Annotated in this window: 20 protein-coding genes; 10 read left to right on the top strand and 10 right to left on the bottom strand. The window is 69.9% G+C overall.

Annotation, left to right across the window (positions count from 1 at the left end):
• Window positions 1–28: 28 nt before the first annotated feature.
• On the top strand, window positions 29–1042 hold the full coding sequence (locus tag AC07X5_RS02525) for a Bug family tripartite tricarboxylate transporter substrate binding protein (protein ID WP_494768935.1): 1014 nt from the start codon (window positions 29–31) through the stop codon (window positions 1040–1042).
• Between the two features lie 21 nt (window positions 1043–1063).
• On the opposite strand, the gene AC07X5_RS02520 is transcribed toward AC07X5_RS02525, so the two are convergent.
• Together AC07X5_RS02520 and AC07X5_RS02515 are read right to left on the bottom strand one after the other, a co-directional pair.
• Window positions 1064–3130, bottom strand: a complete 2067-nt coding sequence (locus tag AC07X5_RS02520) for an acetoacetate--CoA ligase (protein WP_494768934.1) — start codon at window positions 3128–3130, stop codon at window positions 1064–1066.
• 119 nt (window positions 3131–3249) lie between these two features.
• Window positions 3250–3489, bottom strand: coding sequence for a DUF6139 family protein (locus AC07X5_RS02515; RefSeq protein WP_409958703.1), 240 nt, complete (start codon window positions 3487–3489; stop codon window positions 3250–3252).
• A 139-nt stretch (window positions 3490–3628) separates the two neighbouring features.
• Between AC07X5_RS02515 and AC07X5_RS02510 the strand changes: the two genes are divergently transcribed.
• The 4 genes from AC07X5_RS02510 (at window position 3629) to ubiM (ending at window position 7357) form a co-directional block, all read left to right on the top strand.
• Window positions 3629–4234 (top strand): TetR/AcrR family transcriptional regulator, encoded by a 606-nt coding sequence (locus AC07X5_RS02510; RefSeq protein WP_494768933.1) that lies wholly within the window; start codon window positions 3629–3631, stop codon window positions 4232–4234.
• A 240-nt stretch (window positions 4235–4474) separates the two neighbouring features.
• Window positions 4475–5374: an alpha/beta fold hydrolase gene (locus tag AC07X5_RS02505; RefSeq protein ID WP_494768932.1), complete on the top strand. Its 900-nt coding sequence runs from the start codon at window positions 4475–4477 to the stop codon at window positions 5372–5374.
• A gap of 202 nt (window positions 5375–5576) precedes the next feature.
• Window positions 5577–6014 carry a hypothetical protein gene (locus AC07X5_RS02500; protein WP_494768931.1) on the top strand — a complete coding sequence of 146 codons (438 nt, stop codon included), beginning with the start codon at window positions 5577–5579 and terminating at the stop codon, window positions 6012–6014.
• A 74-nt stretch (window positions 6015–6088) separates the two neighbouring features.
• Complete coding sequence (ubiM, locus tag AC07X5_RS02495; RefSeq protein ID WP_494768930.1) at window positions 6089–7357, top strand: 5-demethoxyubiquinol-8 5-hydroxylase UbiM; 1269 nt, start codon at window positions 6089–6091, stop codon at window positions 7355–7357.
• Window positions 7358–7516: 159 nt separating this feature from the next.
• Here the strand turns inward: ubiM and AC07X5_RS02490 are convergent, their stop codons facing one another.
• The gene (locus AC07X5_RS02490; RefSeq protein ID WP_494769446.1) at window positions 7517–8260 is read right to left on the bottom strand and encodes a TFIIB-type zinc ribbon-containing protein; all 744 of its coding nucleotides are present in this window, start codon (window positions 8258–8260) and stop codon (window positions 7517–7519) included.
• A gap of 166 nt (window positions 8261–8426) precedes the next feature.
• On the opposite strand from AC07X5_RS02490, the gene AC07X5_RS02485 reads away from it, so the two are divergent.
• Window positions 8427–8852: a hotdog fold thioesterase gene (locus AC07X5_RS02485; RefSeq protein ID WP_184855097.1), complete on the top strand. Its 426-nt coding sequence runs from the start codon at window positions 8427–8429 to the stop codon at window positions 8850–8852.
• On the opposite strand, the gene AC07X5_RS02480 is transcribed toward AC07X5_RS02485, so the two are convergent.
• The 5 genes from AC07X5_RS02480 to AC07X5_RS02460 all read right to left on the bottom strand — a co-directional run bounded on the left by AC07X5_RS02480 (window position 8849) and on the right by AC07X5_RS02460 (window position 15567).
• Entirely contained in the window at window positions 8849–10438 is a 1590-nt protein-coding gene (locus AC07X5_RS02480; RefSeq protein WP_494768929.1) for a gamma-glutamyltransferase family protein, read from the bottom strand. The genes AC07X5_RS02485 and AC07X5_RS02480 overlap by 4 nt on opposite strands.
• A 41-nt stretch (window positions 10439–10479) precedes the next feature.
• Window positions 10480–10866, bottom strand: a complete 387-nt coding sequence (hpxZ, locus tag AC07X5_RS02475; protein WP_409962774.1) for an oxalurate catabolism protein HpxZ — start codon at window positions 10864–10866, stop codon at window positions 10480–10482.
• A 4-nt stretch (window positions 10867–10870) separates the two neighbouring features.
• Window positions 10871–13360 (bottom strand): branched-chain amino acid ABC transporter ATP-binding protein/permease, encoded by a 2490-nt coding sequence (locus AC07X5_RS02470; protein WP_494769445.1) that lies wholly within the window; start codon window positions 13358–13360, stop codon window positions 10871–10873.
• A gap of 65 nt (window positions 13361–13425) precedes the next feature.
• On the bottom strand, window positions 13426–14304 hold the full coding sequence (locus tag AC07X5_RS02465; RefSeq protein WP_494768928.1) for a branched-chain amino acid ABC transporter permease: 879 nt from the start codon (window positions 14302–14304) through the stop codon (window positions 13426–13428).
• 78 nt (window positions 14305–14382) lie between these two features.
• Window positions 14383–15567, bottom strand: coding sequence for an ABC transporter substrate-binding protein (locus tag AC07X5_RS02460; protein WP_409962768.1), 1185 nt, complete (start codon window positions 15565–15567; stop codon window positions 14383–14385).
• Window positions 15568–15821: 254 nt separating this feature from the next.
• On the opposite strand from AC07X5_RS02460, the gene AC07X5_RS02455 reads away from it, so the two are divergent.
• The 4 genes from AC07X5_RS02455 to AC07X5_RS02440 all read left to right on the top strand — a co-directional run bounded on the left by AC07X5_RS02455 (window position 15822) and on the right by AC07X5_RS02440 (window position 19289).
• A complete protein-coding gene (locus tag AC07X5_RS02455) occupies window positions 15822–16265 on the top strand; it encodes a nuclear transport factor 2 family protein (protein WP_494768927.1) in 444 nt (147 codons plus the stop codon).
• Complete coding sequence (locus AC07X5_RS02450) at window positions 16262–17176, top strand: polysaccharide deacetylase family protein (RefSeq protein WP_494768926.1); 915 nt, start codon at window positions 16262–16264, stop codon at window positions 17174–17176. Before AC07X5_RS02455 ends, AC07X5_RS02450 begins: the two co-directional genes overlap by 4 nt.
• A gap of 15 nt (window positions 17177–17191) precedes the next feature.
• The gene (locus AC07X5_RS02445; RefSeq protein WP_494768925.1) at window positions 17192–18424 is read left to right on the top strand and encodes an amidase; all 1233 of its coding nucleotides are present in this window, start codon (window positions 17192–17194) and stop codon (window positions 18422–18424) included.
• Between the two features lie 76 nt (window positions 18425–18500).
• A complete protein-coding gene (locus tag AC07X5_RS02440) occupies window positions 18501–19289 on the top strand; it encodes a GntR family transcriptional regulator (RefSeq protein ID WP_494768924.1) in 789 nt (262 codons plus the stop codon).
• A 6-nt stretch (window positions 19290–19295) separates the two neighbouring features.
• Here AC07X5_RS02440 and AC07X5_RS02435 read toward each other — a convergent pair whose 3' ends face one another.
• Both AC07X5_RS02435 and AC07X5_RS02430 read right to left on the bottom strand, forming a co-directional pair.
• A complete protein-coding gene (locus AC07X5_RS02435; protein WP_409962759.1) occupies window positions 19296–19868 on the bottom strand; it encodes a cob(I)yrinic acid a,c-diamide adenosyltransferase in 573 nt (190 codons plus the stop codon).
• A 185-nt stretch (window positions 19869–20053) separates the two neighbouring features.
• Window positions 20054–20500, bottom strand: coding sequence for a hypothetical protein (locus AC07X5_RS02430; protein WP_494768923.1), 447 nt, complete (start codon window positions 20498–20500; stop codon window positions 20054–20056).
• Window positions 20501–20654 lie beyond the last annotated feature (154 nt).

The raw sequence follows: 20654 nt of genomic DNA, 5'->3' as shown, positions 1-20654 counted from the left end.
CCACAACGATTCCAGGAGACAAACCACCATGCGAACTATCCAGACCCTGCCACGCCGCACCTGGCTCAGCGCCGCCGCGCTGGCCACCATCGCCACCCTTGCCGGCACCGGCGCACTGGCCCAGCAACCGGCCAACTACCCCACCAAGCCGATCAAGGTGATCGTGCCCTTTGCACCGGGCGGCGCCACCGACGTGCTGGCCCGCGTGCTGGCCGAGAAGATGGCGGTCGGCCTGGGCCAGCCCCTGGTGATCGACAACAAACCCGGTGCGGCCGGCATCATCGGCACGGATGCGGTGGCCAAGGCCGCACCCGATGGCTACACCATCGTGCTGGGCCTGAGCAATTCGCTGCTGACCAACCAGTTCCTTTACGAGAAGCTGCCCTATGACCCGCAGCGCGACCTGGCCCTGGTCTACCAGATCGCCATCGCCCCGCTGGTGCTGGTGGCCCACCCCAGCGTGCCCGTGGCCACCGGCCCCGAACTGCTCAAGTACGCCGCCGCCAACAAGGGCAAGGTGGCCTATGGTTCCTACGGCACGGGGGCCTACCCGCACCTGGCGGGCGCCTACATGAGCCTCACGCAGAACGCCGACATGAGCCATGTGGCCTACCGCGGCGAGGCGCCCATGGTGCAGGACCTGATTGGCGGCCAGATCCAGATGGCCTACGCCAGTGCCCTGGTCGCCAAGCCGCACATCGACGCCGGCAAGCTCAAGGCCCTGGGCGTCACCGGCGAGCGGCGCATGGGCATCCTGCCCAACGTGCCCACGCTGGCCGAGCAGGGCATGGCCGACGAGGCCTACCGCGTGGCGGGCTGGCTGGCCTTCGCCGCGCCGGCGGGCACGCCCCCGGCCATCCTGGAGCGCCTGGCCGCCGAGGTGCGCAAGGCCGTGCAACTGCCCGACGTGGCGCAGCGCATCGCGGGCATGGGCTTCGAGGCCCGCACCAACTCCTCACCGGCCGAGTTCAAGGCCGCGTACATGAAGGAGCGGCCCGTGTGGGAGCGTCTCATCAAGCAGTCCGGCGCAAAGCTTGACTGACACCCTGGGCCGCGCCGGTTTTTACGTGGCGCCCCGTTGGTTCGCAAACGCCACATACCAGTCCAGGCAGCCCGGGTTGGCCATCGCGTCCTTGTTGACCACCTTGTCGATGGGCTGGCCCAGCAGGAGTTTCTTGATGGGCAGTTCCTGCTTCTTGCCGCTCAGGGTGCGCGGGATTTCGGGTACCTGGAAGATGTCGTCGGGCACGAAGCGCGGACTCAGCGCGGTGCGCACGGCGCCATTTAGCTTGTAGCGCATGGCCTCGTCGAGCACCGTGCCTTCGCGCAGCACCACGAACAGCGGCATGTAGCTGTCGCGTCCCAGGTATTCGAGGTCGACGACCATGCTGTCGAGCACCTCGGGCAGAGCCTCCACGGCGCTGTAGATCTCGCTGGTGCCCATGCGCAGGCCGTGGCGGTTGATGGTGGCGTCCGAGCGGCCGTAGATGGTGCAGCCACCGCTGGTGCCATGGATCTTGAGCCAGTCGCCATGGCGCCAGACGGCGCCGGCCTCGGGCCCGGTGTCGCCGCCGCCGGGGCGGCGGCCATGGCCCGGCGGGTACATGTCGAAATAGCTCGACAGGTAGCGCTCGCCGTTCGCGTCGTTCCACAGGTACAGCGGCATGGAGGGGATGGGCTGCACGCAGACCAGTTCGCCCACCTCGTCCTGCACGGGCTGGCCCTGCGCGTTCCAGGATTCCACGGCCGCGCCCAGCATGCGGCATTGCATCTCGCCGGGCACCTGGGGCATTTCGCGGTGGCCGCCGATGAAGGCGCCGCAGAAATCGGTGCCGCCCGAGATGTTGTTCCACCAGATGTCGGGCGTGCCGATGCGCTGGAACTGCGCCGTGCCCCAGGCCTGCACCTCGGGCGAGAGCGGCGAGCCGGTGGTGCCCAGGGCGCGCACGCGCGAGAGGTCGCCGCAGGCCGCCAGGTCCAGCCCCGACTTCATGCAGTTGGCGAAGAAGGCCGCACCGGCGCCGAAGAAGGTGACGCCCGTCTCGGCCGCAAAGCGCCACAGCGTGCCCCAGTCGGGCCGGTCCTTGCTGCCGCCCGGGTTGCCGTCGTAGATGACGCAGGTGGTGCCCGAGAGCAGGCCGCTGGCCTGGGCGTTCCACATCACCCAGCCGGTGGAGCTGTACCAGTGGTAGCGCTCGCCGAAGCTGTTGGCCTCGTAGCTGCAGCCGATGTCGTTGTGCAGCACCTTGAGCTGCAGCGCCACCAGCACCATGCCGCCATGGCCGTGCACGATGGGCTTGGGCAGGCCGGTGGTGCCGCTGGAGTAGACGATCCACAGCGGGTGGTCGAAGGGCATCCACTCGGGCTCGAAGGCATTGACCGCGGGGCCGCTGGCGGCCACATCGGCAGCCCAGTCGGACCAGCCGGCCAGTGCCGCATCCGCAGCGAGGTTGGGCACCAGGATGGCGTGCTGCACGCTGGGCAGCGCGGCCCGCAGCTCGCTGAGCACGCCCGTGCGGTCGTGGTCGCGCCCGCCGTAGGTGATGCCGTCGACGCCGATCAGCACCTTGGGCTCGATCTGGCGGAAGCGGTCGAGCACGGCGTTCGTGCCCATGTCGGGTGCGCAGATGCTCCACACGGCGCCGATGCTCACCGTGGCCAGCAGGGCAACCATGGCTTCGGGGATATTGGGCAGGTAGGCGGCCACGCGGTCGCCGGGCTGCACGCCCTGGGTCTTCAGGTGCAGCGCCAGCGAGGCGACCTGGCGGCGCAGCTCGGGCCAGGCCAGCTCGCGGTGCTGGCCCTTCTCGTTGCGGCTGATGATGGCCGGCAGGCCGGCGCCATGGGCCGCCTGCACATGGCGCAGCGCCTGGCGCGCGTAGTTGAGCTGCACGCCCGGGAACCACTCGGCCCCCGGCATGGTGTTCCTGGCCAGCGCCACCGTGGGCGGGGTGGGCGACTCGATCTCGAAATAGTCCCAGACGCTGTGCCAGAAGGCATCGAGCTCGGTCGTGGACCAGCGCCACAGCGCATCGTAGCTGTCGAAGGCCAGGCCGCGCTGGTCACGCAGCCAGTCCTGGTACAGGCGGATCTGGGGAATGAACGGGGGGGTGTTGTTGGTTGTCTCCATGGCGACGCAGCGTACCAGCGCTGGCGCAGGCCCGCCACAAGGCGCCGTCGCCGGATTGACATGCCTCCGGCACCAACCTCGACCCGGCCTGCGCGGGTGAACATGCGCAGGCCGGGGGATCAGCCTCCTTCGGGCTCGTTCAGGCCGGTGATGGCGTAGCCCTTTTCCTGCAGCTGGGCGCCTGGCTTGACGATTCCGTAGTGGTCCCAGCGGTCGGCATCTTCGTCCAGGTCCTGGCCTTTGACCTCGGTGTCCCAGTCCGTGTTGGTCGCTTCCTCCGGAATTCGCTTTCCTTCCGGCACGGCCAGGTGGGTGAAACGGCCCTCAGCTTCGGCCCGACGGTAGATGTCCACGCGCATGGTTGGTCCTTTGGCGGTTACAAAAGGCCCACTCTACTGCCCATGCCGGGAACACGCCGTAGGAAAAACTCCCGCTGCCGGAAGGGCCATGCTGGAACAGGCTGCTTTGTTTTTAGCACAGTTGTGCTAAATTTCGACCATGGACGCCAAGACCCAGAAAGCCGAGCTCACGCGCGCCGCCATCATCGGCGCCGCGCTGGACGTGGCTGCGGCCGACGGGCTGGAATCGATCACCCTGCAGGCCGTGGCCGACCGCGTGGGACTGTCCAAGAGCGGCGTGTTCTCGCGCGCCGGTTCGCGCGAGGCGCTGCAGAAGGCGGTGATCGAGGAATATGGCCGCAGCTTCCTGGCACAGGTGTTCGTGCCCGCCATGCAGCAGCCCAAGGGCCTGCCACGGCTCAACGAGATCGTGCGCCGCTGGATCGAACGCACGCGTGACGTCGAGGCCTTCACCGGGTGCATCTACATCGCCGGGGCGTTCGAACTCGACGACCGCTCCGGCGAGCTGCGCGACCTGCTGCACACCGAGATCACGCGCTGGCGCGCGGCCCTGCGCCGCACGGTGCTGCAGGCCATCGAGGCCGGGCACCTGCCTGGCGACACCCCACCCGACCAGCTGGTCGCTGAGATCTACGGCCTGCAGATGGGCCTGTTGCACGACGTCCGCTTCCTGCGCGATCCGCAGGCAGTGCACCGCACCGAGGCGTCCTGGGCGCGCCTCGTCAAGAGTTACCAGACCGCCTGAACCCCCGGGTGCGCCCCATGGAAACCCTTGCTTCTTGTTCGCCCAAATTTCGCACAGCCGTGCGAAGAAAGGAAAACACCGTGCTGATCCTTGCTGGCATTGCCGCTGCCGCGGCCCTTGCAGGCGCCCTCCATGCCGTGCGCCAGACGCTGGCCCGGCTGCCGCGCAGCAACCGCGACTGGGTCTTCTACTGACCTTCCGCCGCCCGCTTCCCCCTTCCATCGCTTTCGGAGCCCCACCATGAGCCAGTCCACCGCCGTCCAGGCCACCTCGAACTTCTACGGCGCCCATGCCGGCATGCGCCTGGTGCGCCTGGCACTGGGCACCGCCCAGCGCCTGTGGCCGCGGCTCGCCGTGCGCACGGCCTACCGCCTCTTCGGTACACCCCTGCCCCTGCGCAAGCGCGGCCACCAGGCCCTTCCCGCCGCGGGCTGGCAGGCCGAGCGCTGGCCCTTCGAGGACGCCGAGATCACGCTCTACACCCGCAGCGACCTGCCCGCCGATGGCCCGGTGGTGCTGCTGTCCCATGGCTGGGGCGGTCATGCAAGGCACATGCTGCCCCTGGCCGATGCGCTGGCCGCGCGCGGCATGCGCCCGGTGCTGGTGGACCTGCCTGCACACGGCGGCAGCCGGGGGCGGGTGAGCAATCTGCCGCAGTTCGCCCGCGCCCTCGAATACGCCACGGCGCGCCTGCAGGCCCGCGGCGACACACTGGCCGCTGTCGTGGCCCACTCGCTGGCGGCCAACGCCGCAGCCCATGCCGCAAGCCGGGGCCTGCCGGCCGCCCGGCTGGTGCTGTTGGCACCGCCCGCGTCTCCCCGCGAATACACGCGGCTGTTCGCCCAGGTGTTCGGCCTGACCGAGACCACGCGCGCCGCGATGGAGCGCCATATCGAGGCGCGCGAAGGCATTCTCATGCCCCAGTTCGAACCCCAGGCCGTGGGCCCGCGCATCGCGCTGCCCACGCTGGTGGTGCACGACCGGGGCGACCGCATCAACCGCTTTGCCGATGGCGAGGCCTACCGCGACCACATCGCCGGAGCCCAGCTCATCGCCACCGATGGCCTGGGCCACCGCAAATTGCTGCAGGACGAAGCCGTGCTGCAAGCCGTGGCGGATTTCATACGGCCCACTCCCTGAGTCGCTTCGCGCCTTCCCCCTTGAAAGGGGACGCCCCCAGCGCAGGTGCTGGATACGCCGCCTTCGCGGCGGGGCGGCCCTTGCGCGGGGGCGTTGGCCTTGGCCGTGCCAGTGCCATGCGTCGTGCGCTGTGAGAAGCGCCATGAAAACCGAATTGCAGGCCTATGATCGGAGGCTCATTCCCTGTTGACCAGAATTTCCGATGCCCCTGCTCATGTCCGCCTGGCCCGTTCTGGTCTGGGCGTTGCTCGCCCTGGTCGTGCTGTCTGCCCTGTTCTTCCTGGCCAAAGGCAACCGGGCGGCCTTTTTGCAATTGCTGGCCCTGGTGGCCTGCTTTCTCATCGGTGCGCTGCTGATGGAATTCATGCTCTTCATGGCAGCGCGCATGTCGCGCACGGGTGGCTTGCAGGGCACACCGGTGCTGGGCGACGGCACGCGCCAAATGCTGCGCACCATCGCCAACCCGCGCTCCATCACGGCGCCGCCGCTGTCGCTTGCCGCCGTGGCGGCGTACTCCGTGCTGCTGGCCTACCTGTGGCTTGCCGTGGTCTGGGTGCTGCACCTGCGCGGTGGCGGCAAGGCCGGCGCATCCAGGAAGAAAAAGCCGGCCAAGGCCTCCGCCAAGTCCCGCAAGGCTTGATTGACCCAGGGCAAAGCCCCTGCCGGCATCAGGGCAGCACAATGGACGGGTGCCCCATCCACCCGCCTGTTGCCATGACCTCCCGAAGTGACGTTCTCATCGTCGGCGCCGGCCCCGCCGGCCTGTCGCTGGCCATCGCCCTGGCGCAAGCCGGCTTCAGCGCCACCGTGGTGGAACAGCAGCTCGAAACCGCCCTGGCCCAGCCAGCGCCGGACGGGCGCGAGATCGCCCTCACCCACCCCAGCGTGGCCACGCTGCAGCGCCTGGGCACCTGGGCCGGCCTGCAGCCGCACGAGCGCGGGCAGATCCGCGAAGCCCAGGTGCACGATGGCCCACTCGGCGACCACGGCCCGCTGCGGCTGCACACGGGTGGCGCACAGGCCCTGGGCGCCATCGTGCCCAACCACGCGCTGCGGCGCACGGCCCATGCCGTGGCCGCCCGCACGGCAGGCGTGCGCATCCTCACCGGCGCGCAGGTGGGCAGGGTGACCGCCACGGCCGAGCACGCCGAACTCACCTGCACGCTGGCCCCGGCCGAGGGCAGCGCTGCGGTACAGAGGCTGCATTTGCAAGCACCCCTGCTGGTGGCGGCCGACAGCCGCTTTTCGGCCACCCGCCGCCAGCTCGGTATTGGCGCGGACATCACGGACTTCGGCCGCACCGTCATCGTCTGCCGCATGCGCCATGCCTTGCCCCATGGTGGCACGGCCCATGAGTGCTTTGGCTACGAGCGCACACTGGCCATCCTGCCCCTGCCCGATGCCACGGACGGCCAGAGCGTCTGCTCGGTCGTGGTCACCGCCGGGGCGGCCGATGCCTCTGCCTTGCTGGCCCTGCCGCCCGAGGCCTTTGCCGCCGAGGTGCAGGACCAGTTCCGCCAGCGCCTGGGGCCCATGGCGCTGGACGGCCAGCGCCATGCCTACCCGTTGGTGGGCGTGTACGCGCAGCGCTTTGCGGGCCCGCGCTGCGCGCTGCTGGGCGATGCCGCCGTGGGCATGCACCCGGTAACGGCCCATGGCTTCAACCTGGGCCTGGCGGGGGTGGAGCGCCTGGTGGCAGCCCTGGTCGCAGGCCGCCACCAGGGGCACGATCCGGGCCATGCCACGGCACTGGCCCGCTATGCCAGCGAGCACCACCGCCATGCCTGGCCGATGTACCAGGGGACGAACGCCATCGTGCGGCTCTATACCGACCCCCGGCCCGTGCCACGCCTGCTGCGCCAGGGCGTGCTGCAGCTGGCACGGCGCCTGCCACCGCTGCGGGCGGCCATCGTGGGGCAGCTCACCGGGCCCCTGGGCGCTTCCTCACGGGCCCACCGGAGCACGCTGCGCCCCTGGGACTAATGTGCTGTCCCGCAAATAGGTGACCAAAGTAAAACCGATGGATTTCGCGCCAGGGCAAGGCGCAAACCGCAGTGGTAGCGGCAGCTATCGCGAGGATTTGCAACGCAGCCCTGGCGTGAAAGGCGCGGTTTCATGGTCACTTACTTGCGGGATAGCACGCTAAGAGCTCAGCATGCCCCAGACCAGCGCCACGCCGGCGACCAGCAGATCGCCGGTCACGCTCGCTTCGGACGCATGGGCGCTGCTGAAGCGCTCCTTCTGCCGTTCGCGCTCGGCGCGCGTGCGGTCGCGCTCCAGCGATACCAATGCATCCGCCAGGTCGGTGCGCTGGGGCGGGTGCAGCTGGGCTATGCGCTGCCCGGCCTGCGCATAGCCTTCCAGCGCACGCTTCACGGCCTCCGGATCGATGAGCGAGAACGCCGCGCGGCAGTAGGGGCAGGCGTGGTCCTTGCGGATGTCCACGGGGGCGCCGCAGCTCGTGCAGTAGATGGCGCCGACCCGCTTGGCGAGGTCCGCCACCTCCGGCTGGGTCATGTGGCGCACGAAGCCCTTTTCCACCATGAAGGACGAAAAGGTGCTGAAGCGGCCATGCTGGCTGGCGCAGCGGTACAGGACGTAGCGGCCGCTGCGCACCAGGTCAAAGCCGTGCGCGAGCGGGCGCACGCAGCGCGGGCAGGCCATGCGGTTCTGCAGGGGGCGCCGCTCGTCGGTGCGGTGCTCGTGCAGCAGCCTGAACAGCTCCACCACGGCCGCGGGCGTCAGCTTCAGGTTCTCGTGCCGGTCGAACCAGATGCCCTGGCAGGGAAAGCAGATGTCGAGCGCCAGTTCACCGCCCAGGTTGGTGGCGAAGCGGTGCTCCTCCATGGGCTGGCGGCAGGAGGGGCAGGAGGGAAGGTGCTGCATGGACGAATGGAAAGCCTGCGGGAGTACGGCCATGGTAGCGCGCCGGCGCGCTGACCCGCAGGCGACGCAGCCGCGGGCCCGGGCTCATGAACCGAAGCACAATGGCAGGCTCATTGCCAACCCCCAAGGGGGATCTGTTCACTCCCTTGCGAGAAAGAAAAGAACGATGCCTGCCATCTGGAAGAAACCCATCACCGTCGAATCGCTCACCCACCACAGCCTGCGCACGGCCGTGCCGCACCTGGGCATCGAGTTCCTGGAGGTCGGTGACGACTTCGTGCGCGGCCGCGTGCCCGTGGACGAGCGCACCCACCAGCCCTATGGCCTGCTGCACGGCGGCGTGAGCGTGGTGCTGGCCGAGACCCTGGGCTCGGTGGGCGCCGCCCATGCCTGCCCCGAGGGCTACCGCGCCGTGGGCCTCGACATCAACGCCAACCACCTGCGCTCTACCCAGAGCGGCTGGGTCACGGGCACGGCGCGCCCGGTGCACATCGGCCGCACCACGCATGTGTGGCAGATCGACATGGTCAACGACGCGGGCGAGATGACCTGCGTGTCGCGCATCACCATGGCGATACTCGCGCCGCGCTAAACGCCGGCGCAGATCCCGTCGGCGCGCGGATCGGTCGCGCCCTCGATGCGCCCGTCGGGGTGGAAGGCCACCGCCCCGGCATGGCCCATCATGTCCTCGAAGGCGCCCACCACCTGCACATCGTGGCCGGCCGCGCGCAGCCGCTCCACCAGGGCCGGCTCCGCACGCGACTCGATCTTGAGGTTGGTGGAGTTCTCGCCCCAGGTGCGGCCCAGCAGCCAGCGCGGCGCGGTCACCGCGGCCTGCATGTCCTGGCCGAAGAGCACATGGCGCGTGAACACCGCCGCCTGGGTCTGCGGCTGGCCCTCGCCGCCCATGGTGCCGTAGGCCAGCACGCGCCCGTCCTTCAAGTGCGCCAGCGCCGGGTTCAGGGTATGGAACGGCAGGCGCCCCGGCGCCAGCTGGTTGGGCCCGGCGCCCAGGGTGAACGAGGCGCCGCGGTTCTGCCAGTGCAGGCCGGTCTCGGGCAGCACGATGCCGCTGCCGAACTCCCAGTAGATGCTCTGGATGTAGCTGACGACGTTGCCCTGCGCATCGGCAGCACCCATCCACACCGTGTCGCCGGGCTCCGTGGGCTCGGGCCAGGGCGCGGCGCGGGCCTTGTCGATGCGCGCCGCCTCTGCATCGAGCGAATCCGACTGCAGGAAGGCCGCCGGGTCGGCGCGCATGAAGGCCGGGTCGCCCACATGCCGGTTGCGCCAGGCGAAGGCGCGCTTGGTGGATTCCACCAAGCCATGCACGTGGTCGAAGCCCTCGGCCTGGCCCACGCCCAGGCGGTCGAACAGGCCCAGGATGGCCAGCGAGGACACGCCCTGTGTGGGCGGCGGCTGGTTGAACACGCGGCCGGCCGCCAGTTGCACCGACAGCGGTGCCACCCGTTGGGCCTGCCAGCCCTCCAGGTCGGCCAGCGCCAGCGGGCTGCCCAGGGCCTGCAGGTCGCGCGCCATGCTGCGTGCCAGGTCGCCGCGGTAGAAGTCGTGCAGCCCGGCCTCGGCCAGGCGCTGCAGCGTGGCCGCAATGCGCGGCTGGCGCAGGGTGTCGCCGCGGCGCGGCTGGCCCTCGGGCGCGAAGGCGGCCGCGAAGCCGGGCACATGTTCGAGCTCGGCCCACTTGGCGCGCGTCAGCTCGACCTGCGAGGTGGTGATGGGCATGCCCTCGCGCGCATGGCGGATCGCGTCTTCGAGCAGGCGGGCCAACGGCAGCGGCTTGCCGCCCCAGGCGCGGGCCACTTCCAGGGCCTCGGCCCAGCCGCCGATGGCGCCGGCCACGGTGAGCGCTGCGCGCGGTCCGCGCGTGGGGATGGCCGCATCGCCATGCGCTTGGTAGAAGGCCGCGTCCGCCGCCTGCGCCGCGCCGCCGCAGGCGCGCACCGCCACCGGGGCCGCCGTGCCCGGCGTGTGGATGAGCCAGAAGCCATCACCGCCCAGGCCGTTCATGTGCGGGTAGACCACCGCGATGGCGGCGGCTGCCGCGACCATGGCCTCCACCGCGTTGCCGCCCTCGCGCAGCACGGCGGCGCCGGCCTGTGCGGCCAGGTGGTGGGGGGCGGTGACCATGCCACCGCGGCTTTGCAGGCTGTGCAACATCGAGAAGTCTCCTGGGTATCGGTCGGTCAGTCGTTTGTCGGTCAATCCATCAACGATACATGGGCTGCGACAACACACCAACCCTGGCCGGGCATGCGCACCCAGGTCTGCTGCTGGCGGCCCGTGCGCGCACTGCCCTCGCGCGTGAACTCGGTGCTGGCGGTGGCGAAGTCGCGCCCGTAGGCCGTGATGCAGGTGTTGCGCAGCGTGCGCGCCAGGCCCGCAGGCGAACGGCCGCTGCGGAAGGCGCGGATGGCATCGATGCCGTAGAGGCATTCCGTGGCGCCATAGCGCACGGTGTGCGGGCCATGGAAGAACAGCGCATCGAGCACGTCCACCTCGTTGTGGACCAGCGCATGTTCGTAGCGTGCAAACGCGGCCGTGACTTCGGCCAGCACATCGGGCAGGTTGATGGTGGTGTCGTTCATTTGTTCAATGTCCGCCGCCGAGGTAGGCGCGCGTGAGCGCATCGTTGGCCGCAATCTCGGCCGCCGTACCCTGGGCCACCACGCGCCCGCCTTCGAGCACGTAGGCGCGGTCGGCCAGCGACAGCGCGAGCGCCGCCATCTGGTCCACCAGCACCAGGGTCATGGATTCGTCGCGCAGGCGGGCGAGCGAGGCGAACAGCTCCTCGATGACCTTGGGCGCCAGGCCCAGCGAGGGTTCGTCGAGCAGCAGCACGCGCGGGCGGCTCATCAGGGCGCGGGCAATGGCCAGCATCTGCTGCTCGCCGCCCGAGAGCAGGCCGGCGCGCTGGTGCAGGCGCTCGCGCAGGCGCGGAAAGCGCTGCAGCATCTCCTCCACCCGGGCCTCGCGGCCCTCGGGGTGGAGGAAGGCGCCCAGGCGGATGTTGTCGAGCACCGAAAGTTCGGGGAACACCTGGCGCCCTTCGGGCACCAGCACCAGGCCGCGCGCCACGATCTGCTCGGCGCGCAGCGGGCCCAGCTCCACGCCCTGCAGGTGGATGCCGCCCTGCACCGGCCGGTGCAGGCCGGCCAGGGTGCGCATCAGCGTGGACTTGCCGGCGCCATTGGCGCCCAGCAGGGCCACCATTTCGCCCTGGCGCACGCGCAGGTCCACCGCCTGCAGCACGGGCTCGGCACCGTAGCCGGTGGTGAGCCGGCCCACGCCCAGCACCTCGGGCGCGTCGGTGGGCAGGCCGCGGTCCGCGGCGGCACGCACGGCCACGGCACCGCCCGCGCCTTCGCCCAGGTAGGCCTTGCGCACGGCAGGGTGGGCCTGCACCTCGGCCGGCGTGCCCTCGGCCAGGTGGCGGCCCGATTCCATCACCACCACATGGTCCGACAGGCCCATGACGAGCGCCATGTCGTGTTCCACCAGCAGCACGCCCACGCCCTGGTCGGCAATGCGGCGCAGCAGCGCGGAGAGCTGGTCCTTGTCCTCGGTGGACAAGCCCGCGGCGGGTTCATCCAGCAGCAGCACCTGGGGCCGCATGGCCAGGGCGCGCGCGATCTCGGCCAGCCGCCGGTCCACGTGCGCCAGATCGGCCGCAGGCACCTGCACCGAGCCCCGGTAGCCGCACCAGGCCAGCAGCGCACGGGCCTCATCGCGCGCACCAGGCGAGCACACACGGCCATCGCCCAGCAGCGGGCCCAGGGTGCCACGCGCCAGTGCCAGGGCCACGTTGTCCAGCACGCTGAGCGAGCCGAAGAGCTGCGAGGTCTGGTAGCTGCGCGCCACACCGGCCCGCGCGATGCGCCAGGCACCCCGGCCCTGCAACGGCTCGCCGCCCAGCAGCGAGCCCCCGGCGGTGGGGGTGTAGAAGCCGCTGAGCATGTTGAGCACCGTGCTCTTGCCCGCGCCGTTGGGGCCGATCAGGCTGGTGACGGCACCAGGGCGCACGGAGAACGACAGCTCGCTCACCGCACGCACGCCGCCGAACACCATGGTCAAACCCTGCGCGCTCAGCGCCCGGGCCTCTGCGGGCTGGAGCGCAGGCAATGCGTCGCCTTCGGTAGCGCCATCTGCTGGCGCGGGTGCGCTGCGGCGCAGGCGCGCCAGCAGCCCCACCAGGCCTTGCGGTGCCACCCACAGCACCACCAGCAACAGTGCGCCGAAGAACAGCAGCCGGTACTCCTCCAGGCTGGACAACAGCTCGGGCAGCAGGCCCACGATGACCGCGCCCACCAGCGGCCCGGCGATGCTGCCCGCGCCGCCGATCATCACCACCAGCACGAACAAAATGGACTGCAGGAAGGAAAAGCTGTGCGGCGTCACAAAGCCCGACAGCGGTGCATACAGCCCGCCTGCCAGCCCCGCGAGCAGGGCCGACACGGCGAACGCCACGGTCTTGGCCACCAGCGGGTTCAGGCCGATGGACTCGGCCGCCGTCTCGGAATCGCGCACCGCGCGCAGCGCCGCGCCCCAGGCCCCGCGCGACAGCCGCACGAAGGCCAGCAGCGCCACCGCCGCCGCCACGATGGCCAGCACGGCAATGGCGCGCTCGCCACGCAAGGCATCGATGCCCAACGCCGGCGCGGCAATGCCCATGATGCCGTTCTGCCCGCCCGTGAGGTCGCGCATCTCCACCGCGCTGTGCTCCACGATCAGGCCGAAGGCAATGGTCACCATGGCCAGGTAGGGGCCCTTGACGCGCAGCGCCGGCAGGGCCAGCAGCGCGCCCATGGCGCCGGCCAGCACGGCCGCCACGGGCCAGGCGGCCCAGAAGCTCCAGCCCGCCTTGGTGGTGAGGATGGCGACCGCATAGGCGCCGATGGCGTAGAAGCCCACATGGCCGAAGGACACCTGGCCCGACAGGCCCAACAGCACATTCAGGCCGATGCCCACCAGCGCCAGCAGCGCCACATTGGCGAGCACGAAGACGTAGTAGCCGTTGACCTGCGTGGCCAGCACCAGGCCCGCGGCCACGCCCAGCGCGGTGAGGCCCAACAGCGCTGGCATGGCCAGCCCGCGCGCGGAAGACAGGGGGGTGAGGGCTTTCTTGTGCATGGGGAAGGAGGTCGTCGTCATACCTTGCGCACCAGGGCACGCCCGAACAGCCCGTTGGGGCGCACGGCCAGCGCCACGATGACGAGCGAGAAAGTGAGGATCTGCGTGTAGCCCGAGCCCAGCGTGGAGGTGATCAGCGCCTCGGCCACGCCGAAGAGCAGCCCCGCGGCCATGACACCCCAGGCACTGCCGATGCCACCCAGGATGGCGACCGCAAAGGCCTTGAGGCCGAACAGCGTGCCCATGTCGGACTGCACGTTCACCAGCGGCGCGATGAGCACGCCGGCCACGGCCGCGAACACGGCCGACAGCGCGAACGCCGCCGCCACCACGCGCCCGATGGGAATGCCCATGAGCCGCGCGGCATCGCGGTTCTGCACCACGGCCAGCATGGCCGTGCCCCAGCGCGTGCGTCGCGCCACGAAGTGCAGCACGGCGGCCAGCACCAGGCCGATGGCCGGGATGAGCAGCTGCAGCGGGTACACGCCCAGGCCGATGTCGCCCAGCGTCATCGGTGCCTGGGCCAGGGGCGAGGGCAGGCTGCGCGGCTCCTTGCCGAAGGTGAACATGGCCAGGTTGTCGACCACGATGCCCAGCGCCACCGTAGCCATGAGCCAGGCGTCCGAATTGCGGCGCGCGAACGGGCGCACGGCGAAGTACTCCACGGCCAGGCCGTAGAGCGCGCACAGCAGCAGCGCCAGCAGCACCGCCAGCGCCATGGGCCAGCCCAGCACCATGGCGAAGCCGTAGGTGAGTACGGCGCCCAGCATCATGGAACTGCCCTGGGCGAAGTTCACCGTGCCGGAGACCACGAAGGTGACGTGAAAGCCCAGGGCCATGAGCCCGTACATGCTGCCCAGGCCGATGCCGCTGATGAGGGCGGAGAGAAAGAGCATCGTGGTGATCGAGGAAATGGGGAAAAGCAGGAAAGGTCCCGCGCCGCAGGGGGCGCAGGACCGCGAGGCGTGCAGGGCTTATTTTTCGAGGCCGACCGGCAGGATGCGGTTGCCAATGAACTGCGCCCAGACGTAGTCGTTCTCGCTCAGCGCGTCATGGTTGGCTTCGTTGAAGGGCTTGTCGTAGCTCTTGATCAGGCCCTCGTACTTGCCGATCTTGTAGAAGCCCTGGCGCACGGCGTCGCCCTCGGTACTGCCGGCCTGGGTGATGGCCAGGGCGGCGAGCTGCATCGCGTCGTAGGCATTGGCCACGCCCACGGCGGGGGTGATGTTGTCGGGGCCCTTGATGTCGGGGTACTTGGCCTTGAGCGCGGCCACCACCTTCTCGCCCACCGGGCCCTGCTTGCCGAAGAAGCTGTAGGTCTGCACGAAGTGCACGTTCTTGGCGTTGGGGCCGGCCAGCTCGGTGAAGCGGCCGCCTGCAGGGCCCCAGTGCGAGACGATGGGCACCTGCCAGCCCATGCGGTCCAGCGACTTGACCACCTGGGCCGAGGGGCCCACGTTGCCCACCAGGAACAGCGCATCGGCGCCTGCCGCCTTCAGGCGCGTGAGCTGGGGCACCACGTCCACATCGCTGTCGCCGAACTTCTCGATGCCGGCGGGCTTCATGCCCTTGGCGGTCAGCGCAGCGGTGAGGCCCTTCTCGTTCGATTCGCCCCAGGGATTGTTCACCAGGATCATGCCGGGGTTCTTGGCGTTGAAGGTCTTCTGCGCATAGGCCAGCATGCCGCGGTCCACGATCTCGTCCACGGCCGAGACGCGGAACGCGAAGTTGGGCTTGGCGCCGTTCTTGGTGACCGGCGTGCCCGCGGCCCAGGGGCCCATGAACGGCACCTTCTCCTGGTTGGCCAACTGCACGATGGCGATGGAGACCGGTGTATCGAGCCCGCCGAAGAGCACGGCCACCTTTTCCTTGTAGATCAGCTCGCGCGCGGCCGTCACGCCCTTGGCGGGGTTGGCCTCGTCGTCGCGGCGCACCAGCTCGAGCTTGCGGCCGCCGAGCAGGCCGCCCTTGGCGTTGATTTCTTCGATGGCAATGGTCAGGCCACGCGTGATGGCGTCCCCTGCCAGCGCGGACTGGCCCGACAGGGCCGTGACCAGGCCGACCTTGATCGGCTCGGCGGCTTGGGCCGCGCCCAGGGCGGTCCAGGCGGCGGCGGCGAGGGCGGCGGCGGCAAAGCGGCGGCGGTTGGTGAAAGGCATGGCGGTTCTCCTGCAGTGGCGGGTGGACGGGGATGAACGGATCGGTGGGCGGGTTCTATCCGCCTCGGGAGGCACCACCAGCAAGCACCGTGCCAATGTCAACAAATACACGTATTCATTGGCGACTTGTTGATTATTTAATTGTCGACAATCTGGCACATGCTTTGCTGACAAACAAAACATCCCGGCATTTCCGCCGTTTTGCCCCAATCCGCAGCATTGCGCACCCCAGCGGTGCAGTGAGGAGCACCAACATGCAGCAAACCACCCCTCCCGGCCAGGACGCCGGCGCCATCGTCGAAGAGTTCCTGCGCCTGGTGATGATTCCCGACCCGGTGGCCGCCAGCCGCTTCGTCGCGCCCGGACTGGCCATCCGCTTCACGGGCGGGCGCCCCATGCGCCAGCCCGCCGAGTGCAGTGCCTTCAACGCCACGCGCTATGCCTGGGTGAAAAAGAAGTTCGAGAGCACCGACGTGGTGGCCGGTGCCACCCACGAAGAGGCCGTGGTCTACAACACCGGCACGCTCCACGGCGCCTGGCCCGACGGCACGCCCTTCGAGGGCAACCGCTATGTGGACCGCTACGTGCTGCAGCGCGGCCTGATCGTGCGCATGGACGTGTGGAACGACAGCGCCGAATGGCTGCTGGTGCGCGCCGGGCTGGCCGCGCCCTGGTCCACACCAGAGGCCGGAGCATGATCACCAGCATCTACGGCGACGGCCCGCTGCCCGACCATGGGCGCTTCGGCTACACGCCCATCACCCGCCGCCCCGACTACACCTGGCCGAACGGCGCGCGCCTGGCGGTCTACCTGGGCTTCAACCTGGAGCATTTCGCCTTCGGCGGCGGGCTGGGCGCACGCATCGGCCCGGCATCCCCCGAGCCCGACGTGCTCAACTACAGCTGGCGCGAGTACGGCAACCGCGTGGGCGCTTGGCGCTGCCTGGAGCTGTTCGACCAGCTGGCCCTGCCCGCCGGCTGCATTTTGAACACCGCGCTGTACGAGCACTGCCCCGAACTGCTGGCCGCCTGCGCGGCGCGCGGCGACGAGCTGATCGGCCACGGCCACACCAACTCCGAGCGCCAGGGCGACTTTGCCGAGGCCGAGGAAGCCGCTCTGCTGGCCGCCTGCCGCGAGCGCATCGCGGCCGAGAGTGGCGCAGCGCCTGCAGGCTGGCTCTCGCCGTGGATCTCGGAGAGCCCCACCACGCCCGACCTGCTGGCCGAGGCCGGCTACCGCTACACCCTGAACTGGGCGCACGACGACCAGCCCGTGCCGATGCGCACGCGCAGCGGCCAGCGGCTGTGGTCGATTCCCTACCCGCAGGAGCTCAACGACATTCCGATGATCATTGCGCGCCAGCTCGACGGCAAGGACTTCGCGCAGATGGTTGTCGACAACTTCGACGAGATGCTGCAGCAGTCGGCAGCCCAGCCGCTGGTCATGGGTATCGCCCTGCACCCCTACCTGGTGGGCCAGCCCTACCGCCTGCGCCACCTGCGCCGCGCGCTGGAGCACGTGGCGCGCGCGCGCGACGCCGGTGCCATCTGGTTCACCACCCCCGGCGCCATCTGCCAACACGTGGATGCATTGTTTCCTTCTGCCTGAGCCCCCCCAACTCCCATGCACAGCCCCATCGTTTCCCCCGGCCTGCCGTTCACCGACACCGTCAACGCCTGGGTGCCCCATGGCCACTTCGTGATCGAGGGTGCGCCCCACGGCCCACTGGCCGGCCTGCGCTTTGCGGCCAAGGACGTCTTCGACGTGGCCGGCCACCCCACCGGCGCGGGCAACCCCGCCTGGCTGGCCAGCCACCCCGTGCCCACGCGCCACAGCGCGCTGGTGCAGCAGGTGCTCGATGCCGGGGCCACGCTGTGCGGCAAGGTCATCACCGACGAGCTGGCCTACAGCATCCACGGCCACAACCGGCACTACGGCATGCCGCTCAACAGCGCCGCGCCCGAGCGCATTCCAGGCGGCTCGTCGAGCGGCTCGGTCGCGGCGGTGGCCGCAGGCCTGGTGGACTTTGCGCTGGGCACGGACACGGGTGGCTCCACCCGCGTGCCGGCCAGCTACTGCGGCGTGTGGGGGCTGCGCACCACACACGGCCTGGTCCCGCGCGCCGGGCTGGTGCCGCTGCACGAAAGCTTCGACACCGCGACCTGGTTCGCGCACGATGCGAACACCTTCGAGCGCGTGGCCCAGGCACTGCTGCCTGCCACACCGTTTGCAGCCACGCGCGCCCTGCTGCTGCAGGACGCGGCCGCCGAGGCCGACGCGGAGGTGGCCGCCCTGCTGCCCCGCGTGGCCGACGTGCTCGCCACGCTGCTGCCCCAGGGATGCGGCAGGGCCACTGCAGCCCAGGGCAGTTCGCTCGAAGACTGGCGCCGCCACTACGTGGCCTGGGGCGCCTACGAGGCCTGGCAGGCCCATGGGCGCTGGATCACGCAGCATGCGCCCGGTTTCGACGAAGCGATTGCGGGCCGCTGGCATGCCGCCTCGCAGGTCACGGCCGACGCTGCGGACGACGCGTACAACGCGGGCCTGGCGGCACGCGCCCAAGTGCGGGCCTTGGTGAACGCAGGCGCGGTGCTCATCGTGCCCTCGGCCGCCAGCGTGGCACCTCTGCGCAGCGCGGGCGGTGCGCAGATCGATGCCATCCGCGCCCGCACCCTGCGCATCTGCTGCATTGCCGGCCTGGCGGGGCTGCCCCAGGTCAGCCTGCCACTGGCCACGGCCAAAGGCCTGCCCGCAGGCGTGTCGCTGGTCGGCCCGGCCGGCAGCGACCGGGCCCTGGTGCGCCTGGCCGTTCAGGCCTGGCAAACCTGGCAGGTGCTGCAGGACGGCGCACGCTGAAGGCGCGACAATGGGGGCAACAACATCCGCCGGACCACGCGACGACCACCGACCGCAAGCGTTCCGGGCGAACACCATGGCCACCAAGACAATTCCCCGTGCCGGCGCGAAACCGGCACGAGCACCCCGCCCCTCTGCCCAACCCGCTGCCGCCCTGCAGGAAAGCAAGCTGCCCGGCCTGCCGGGCCTGCGCACGGGCGACGACGTGGAAACGCGGATCTACAACACTGTGTACGAGAGCGTGATGACCCAGCGTCTCACCCCGGGCACCAAGCTGCCCGAGGCCTCGCTGTGCGAGCTGTTCGATGTGCGCCGCGCCACCGTGCGCAAGGTGCTGCAGGCGCTGGCGCACGACCACATCGTGGAGCTGCGCCCCAACCGCGGCGCCATCGTGGCCGAGCCCACGCCCGAGGAGACGCGCCAGGTGTTCGAGGCGCGCCGCGCGCTCGAAGGCGCCATCGTGCGCCTGGCCACGCGCCATGCCACCGCAGAGGACATCGCCTCGCTGCGCCTGCAGTTGTCCGCCGAGCACGATGCCATGCACCGCTTCACCCAACCCGCCTGGGCACGGCTGGCCAGCGCCTTCCACCTGCGGCTGGCCGAGCTGTCGCGCAACCCGGTGCTGCAGCGTTACCTGATGGAGCTGGTCTCGCGCTGCTCGCTGATCGTGGCGCTGTACGAGCCGCCCGGCAAGGCTTCGTGCGAGCACGAAGAGCATGAGCGCGTGGTGGACCTCATCGCCCAGGGCGACGCCGAAGGCGCCGCGCGCGAGATGGAGGCCCATTTGCTCGCGCTGGAGCACAGCATCACGCTGCAGCAGGAGCGCAGCGACAACAACCTGGCGCGCATGCTGGGCATGGGCTAGGCTCTTTCAGCTGTCAGCTGCTTGCGACCGTGCCAGGCGCTCGCTCTGCCAGTACACATCGTCCCCGCCATCCATGCGGTTGAGCACGCGTGCCAGCACGAACATCAGGTCAGACAGGCGGTTGAGGTATTGGCGCGGTGCGTCGTTGAGAGGCTCTTCGGCGCCCAGGCCCACGACCACACGCTCGGCGCGGCGCGCCACGGTACGGCACACGTGGGCCTGCGATGCGGCGCGCGTGCCTGCAGGCAATATGAATTCCTGCAGCCGCGGCAACGCCGCGTTGTAGTGCGACAGGGCCTCGTCGAGCTGCAGCACGGCCTCGGGCTTGAGCAGTTCATACCCCGGGATGGACAGCTCGCCGCCCAGGTTGAACAGCTGGTGCTGGATCTGCACCAGCAGCGTGCGCACGTCGTCCGGCAAGGGCTCGCACAGCAGCAGGCCGATATGGGAGTTGAGTTCGTCCACATCGCCCATGGCATGGACGCGCGTGCTGTTCTTGGAAACGCGCTGGTCATTGCCCAGGCCGGTGGTGCCGGCATCGCCGGTGCGCGTGGTGATGGCGGTGAGTCGGTTGCCCATGGTGGCGTGTCTCCGGTGCGAGAAAGGGAAGGGTGGCCGGATTGTCACGCATGCAGACAGAGAGGGAGCGCACGAGAAAAAACGGCGGGGACATCGTCGTCACCCGCCGGATGGAGCGGTGGTGCGTGCATGCCAGGGGCACGCAGGCAACACACCACCGCAATCATGTGCCGCCATCGCGGCTATCACTGGACCGTGGCGCGGCGGTTGGCGGCGTCGATCTCGGCGGTGGAGACCAGGCCGTTCTTGGCGCTGGACTGCATGCCGGCCCAGGCGTCAGCATGGTAGCGGTCCCACTCGGCGCGCGACACCATGCCGTCACCGTTGGCGTCCATCAGGCGGGCGTTGGTCTTCTTCTCGGCATTGGCGGCAGCCTTGCCGCCTGCGGCAGTGGCATCGATTTCAGGGGCCGGGGCGGTCTTGCCCATGCCAGCGGCGGGGTTGGCCACGGCGGCCGAGGTGGTGGCCTTCTTGTTGTCGACCTTGTTCTGTGCGGAGGTGGCGGCCGCGCCACCCGATGCGGCGGGGTTCACTTCGGCAGGGGTCTTGCCCACGCCAGCGGGTGCCTGTGCCAGGGCGGCACTGCAGGCGAGAACGGCCAGGGAAGCGATGAGGGTGTGCTTGGTAGTCATTGGAGAATCCTTGTAAAAGAAGAGCGTTCAGTGCTCTGGCTCCATTGTTCAAGCACGCCGAGTTCAAGGCTGTAGGACTTGCGCAGCGCCTGGCGTGGGACACCGGGCGACCCAGCGGGGCTGGCTGGCCGCGCATTCGGCCGGGCGTCCTACA

This window comes from Acidovorax sp. GW458-11-26-14-TSB4, from assembly GCF_059423865.1.
Note: the sequence above shows the minus strand (reverse complement) of the source record. Positions and strands in the feature narration are given on the sequence as shown.

Excerpts from the sequence above, each read along its gene's own strand:
- AC07X5_RS02450 (WP_494768926.1), top strand. The coding sequence starts at position 16,262 with ATGATCACCAGCATCTACGGCGACGGCCCGCTGCCCGACCATGGGCGC.
- AC07X5_RS02460 (WP_409962768.1), bottom strand. The coding sequence starts at position 15,567 with ATGCCTTTCACCAACCGCCGCCGCTTTGCCGCCGCCGCCCTCGCCGCC.
- AC07X5_RS02445 (WP_494768925.1), top strand. The coding sequence starts at position 17,192 with ATGCACAGCCCCATCGTTTCCCCCGGCCTGCCGTTCACCGACACCGTC.
- AC07X5_RS02515 (WP_409958703.1), bottom strand. The coding sequence starts at position 3,489 with ATGCGCGTGGACATCTACCGTCGGGCCGAAGCTGAGGGCCGTTTCACC.
- AC07X5_RS02470 (WP_494769445.1), bottom strand. The coding sequence starts at position 13,360 with ATGCCAGCGCTGTTGGGCCTCACCGCGCTGGGCGTGGCCGCGGGCCTG.
- AC07X5_RS02435 (WP_409962759.1), bottom strand. The coding sequence starts at position 19,868 with ATGGGCAACCGACTCACCGCCATCACCACGCGCACCGGCGATGCCGGC.
- hpxZ (WP_409962774.1), bottom strand. The coding sequence starts at position 10,866 with ATGAACGACACCACCATCAACCTGCCCGATGTGCTGGCCGAAGTCACG.
- AC07X5_RS02480 (WP_494768929.1), bottom strand. The coding sequence starts at position 10,438 with ATGTTGCACAGCCTGCAAAGCCGCGGTGGCATGGTCACCGCCCCCCAC.
- AC07X5_RS02490 (WP_494769446.1), bottom strand. The coding sequence starts at position 8,260 with ATGCAGCACCTTCCCTCCTGCCCCTCCTGCCGCCAGCCCATGGAGGAG.
- AC07X5_RS02505 (WP_494768932.1), top strand. The coding sequence starts at position 4,475 with ATGAGCCAGTCCACCGCCGTCCAGGCCACCTCGAACTTCTACGGCGCC.
- ubiM (WP_494768930.1), top strand. The coding sequence starts at position 6,089 with ATGACCTCCCGAAGTGACGTTCTCATCGTCGGCGCCGGCCCCGCCGGC.
- AC07X5_RS02440 (WP_494768924.1), top strand. The coding sequence starts at position 18,501 with ATGGCCACCAAGACAATTCCCCGTGCCGGCGCGAAACCGGCACGAGCA.
- AC07X5_RS02520 (WP_494768934.1), bottom strand. The coding sequence starts at position 3,130 with ATGGAGACAACCAACAACACCCCCCCGTTCATTCCCCAGATCCGCCTG.
- AC07X5_RS02510 (WP_494768933.1), top strand. The coding sequence starts at position 3,629 with ATGGACGCCAAGACCCAGAAAGCCGAGCTCACGCGCGCCGCCATCATC.
- AC07X5_RS02430 (WP_494768923.1), bottom strand. The coding sequence starts at position 20,500 with ATGACTACCAAGCACACCCTCATCGCTTCCCTGGCCGTTCTCGCCTGC.
- AC07X5_RS02455 (WP_494768927.1), top strand. The coding sequence starts at position 15,822 with ATGCAGCAAACCACCCCTCCCGGCCAGGACGCCGGCGCCATCGTCGAA.
- AC07X5_RS02465 (WP_494768928.1), bottom strand. The coding sequence starts at position 14,304 with ATGCTCTTTCTCTCCGCCCTCATCAGCGGCATCGGCCTGGGCAGCATG.
- AC07X5_RS02525 (WP_494768935.1), top strand. The coding sequence starts at position 29 with ATGCGAACTATCCAGACCCTGCCACGCCGCACCTGGCTCAGCGCCGCC.
- AC07X5_RS02500 (WP_494768931.1), top strand. The coding sequence starts at position 5,577 with ATGCCCCTGCTCATGTCCGCCTGGCCCGTTCTGGTCTGGGCGTTGCTC.
- AC07X5_RS02485 (WP_184855097.1), top strand. The coding sequence starts at position 8,427 with ATGCCTGCCATCTGGAAGAAACCCATCACCGTCGAATCGCTCACCCAC.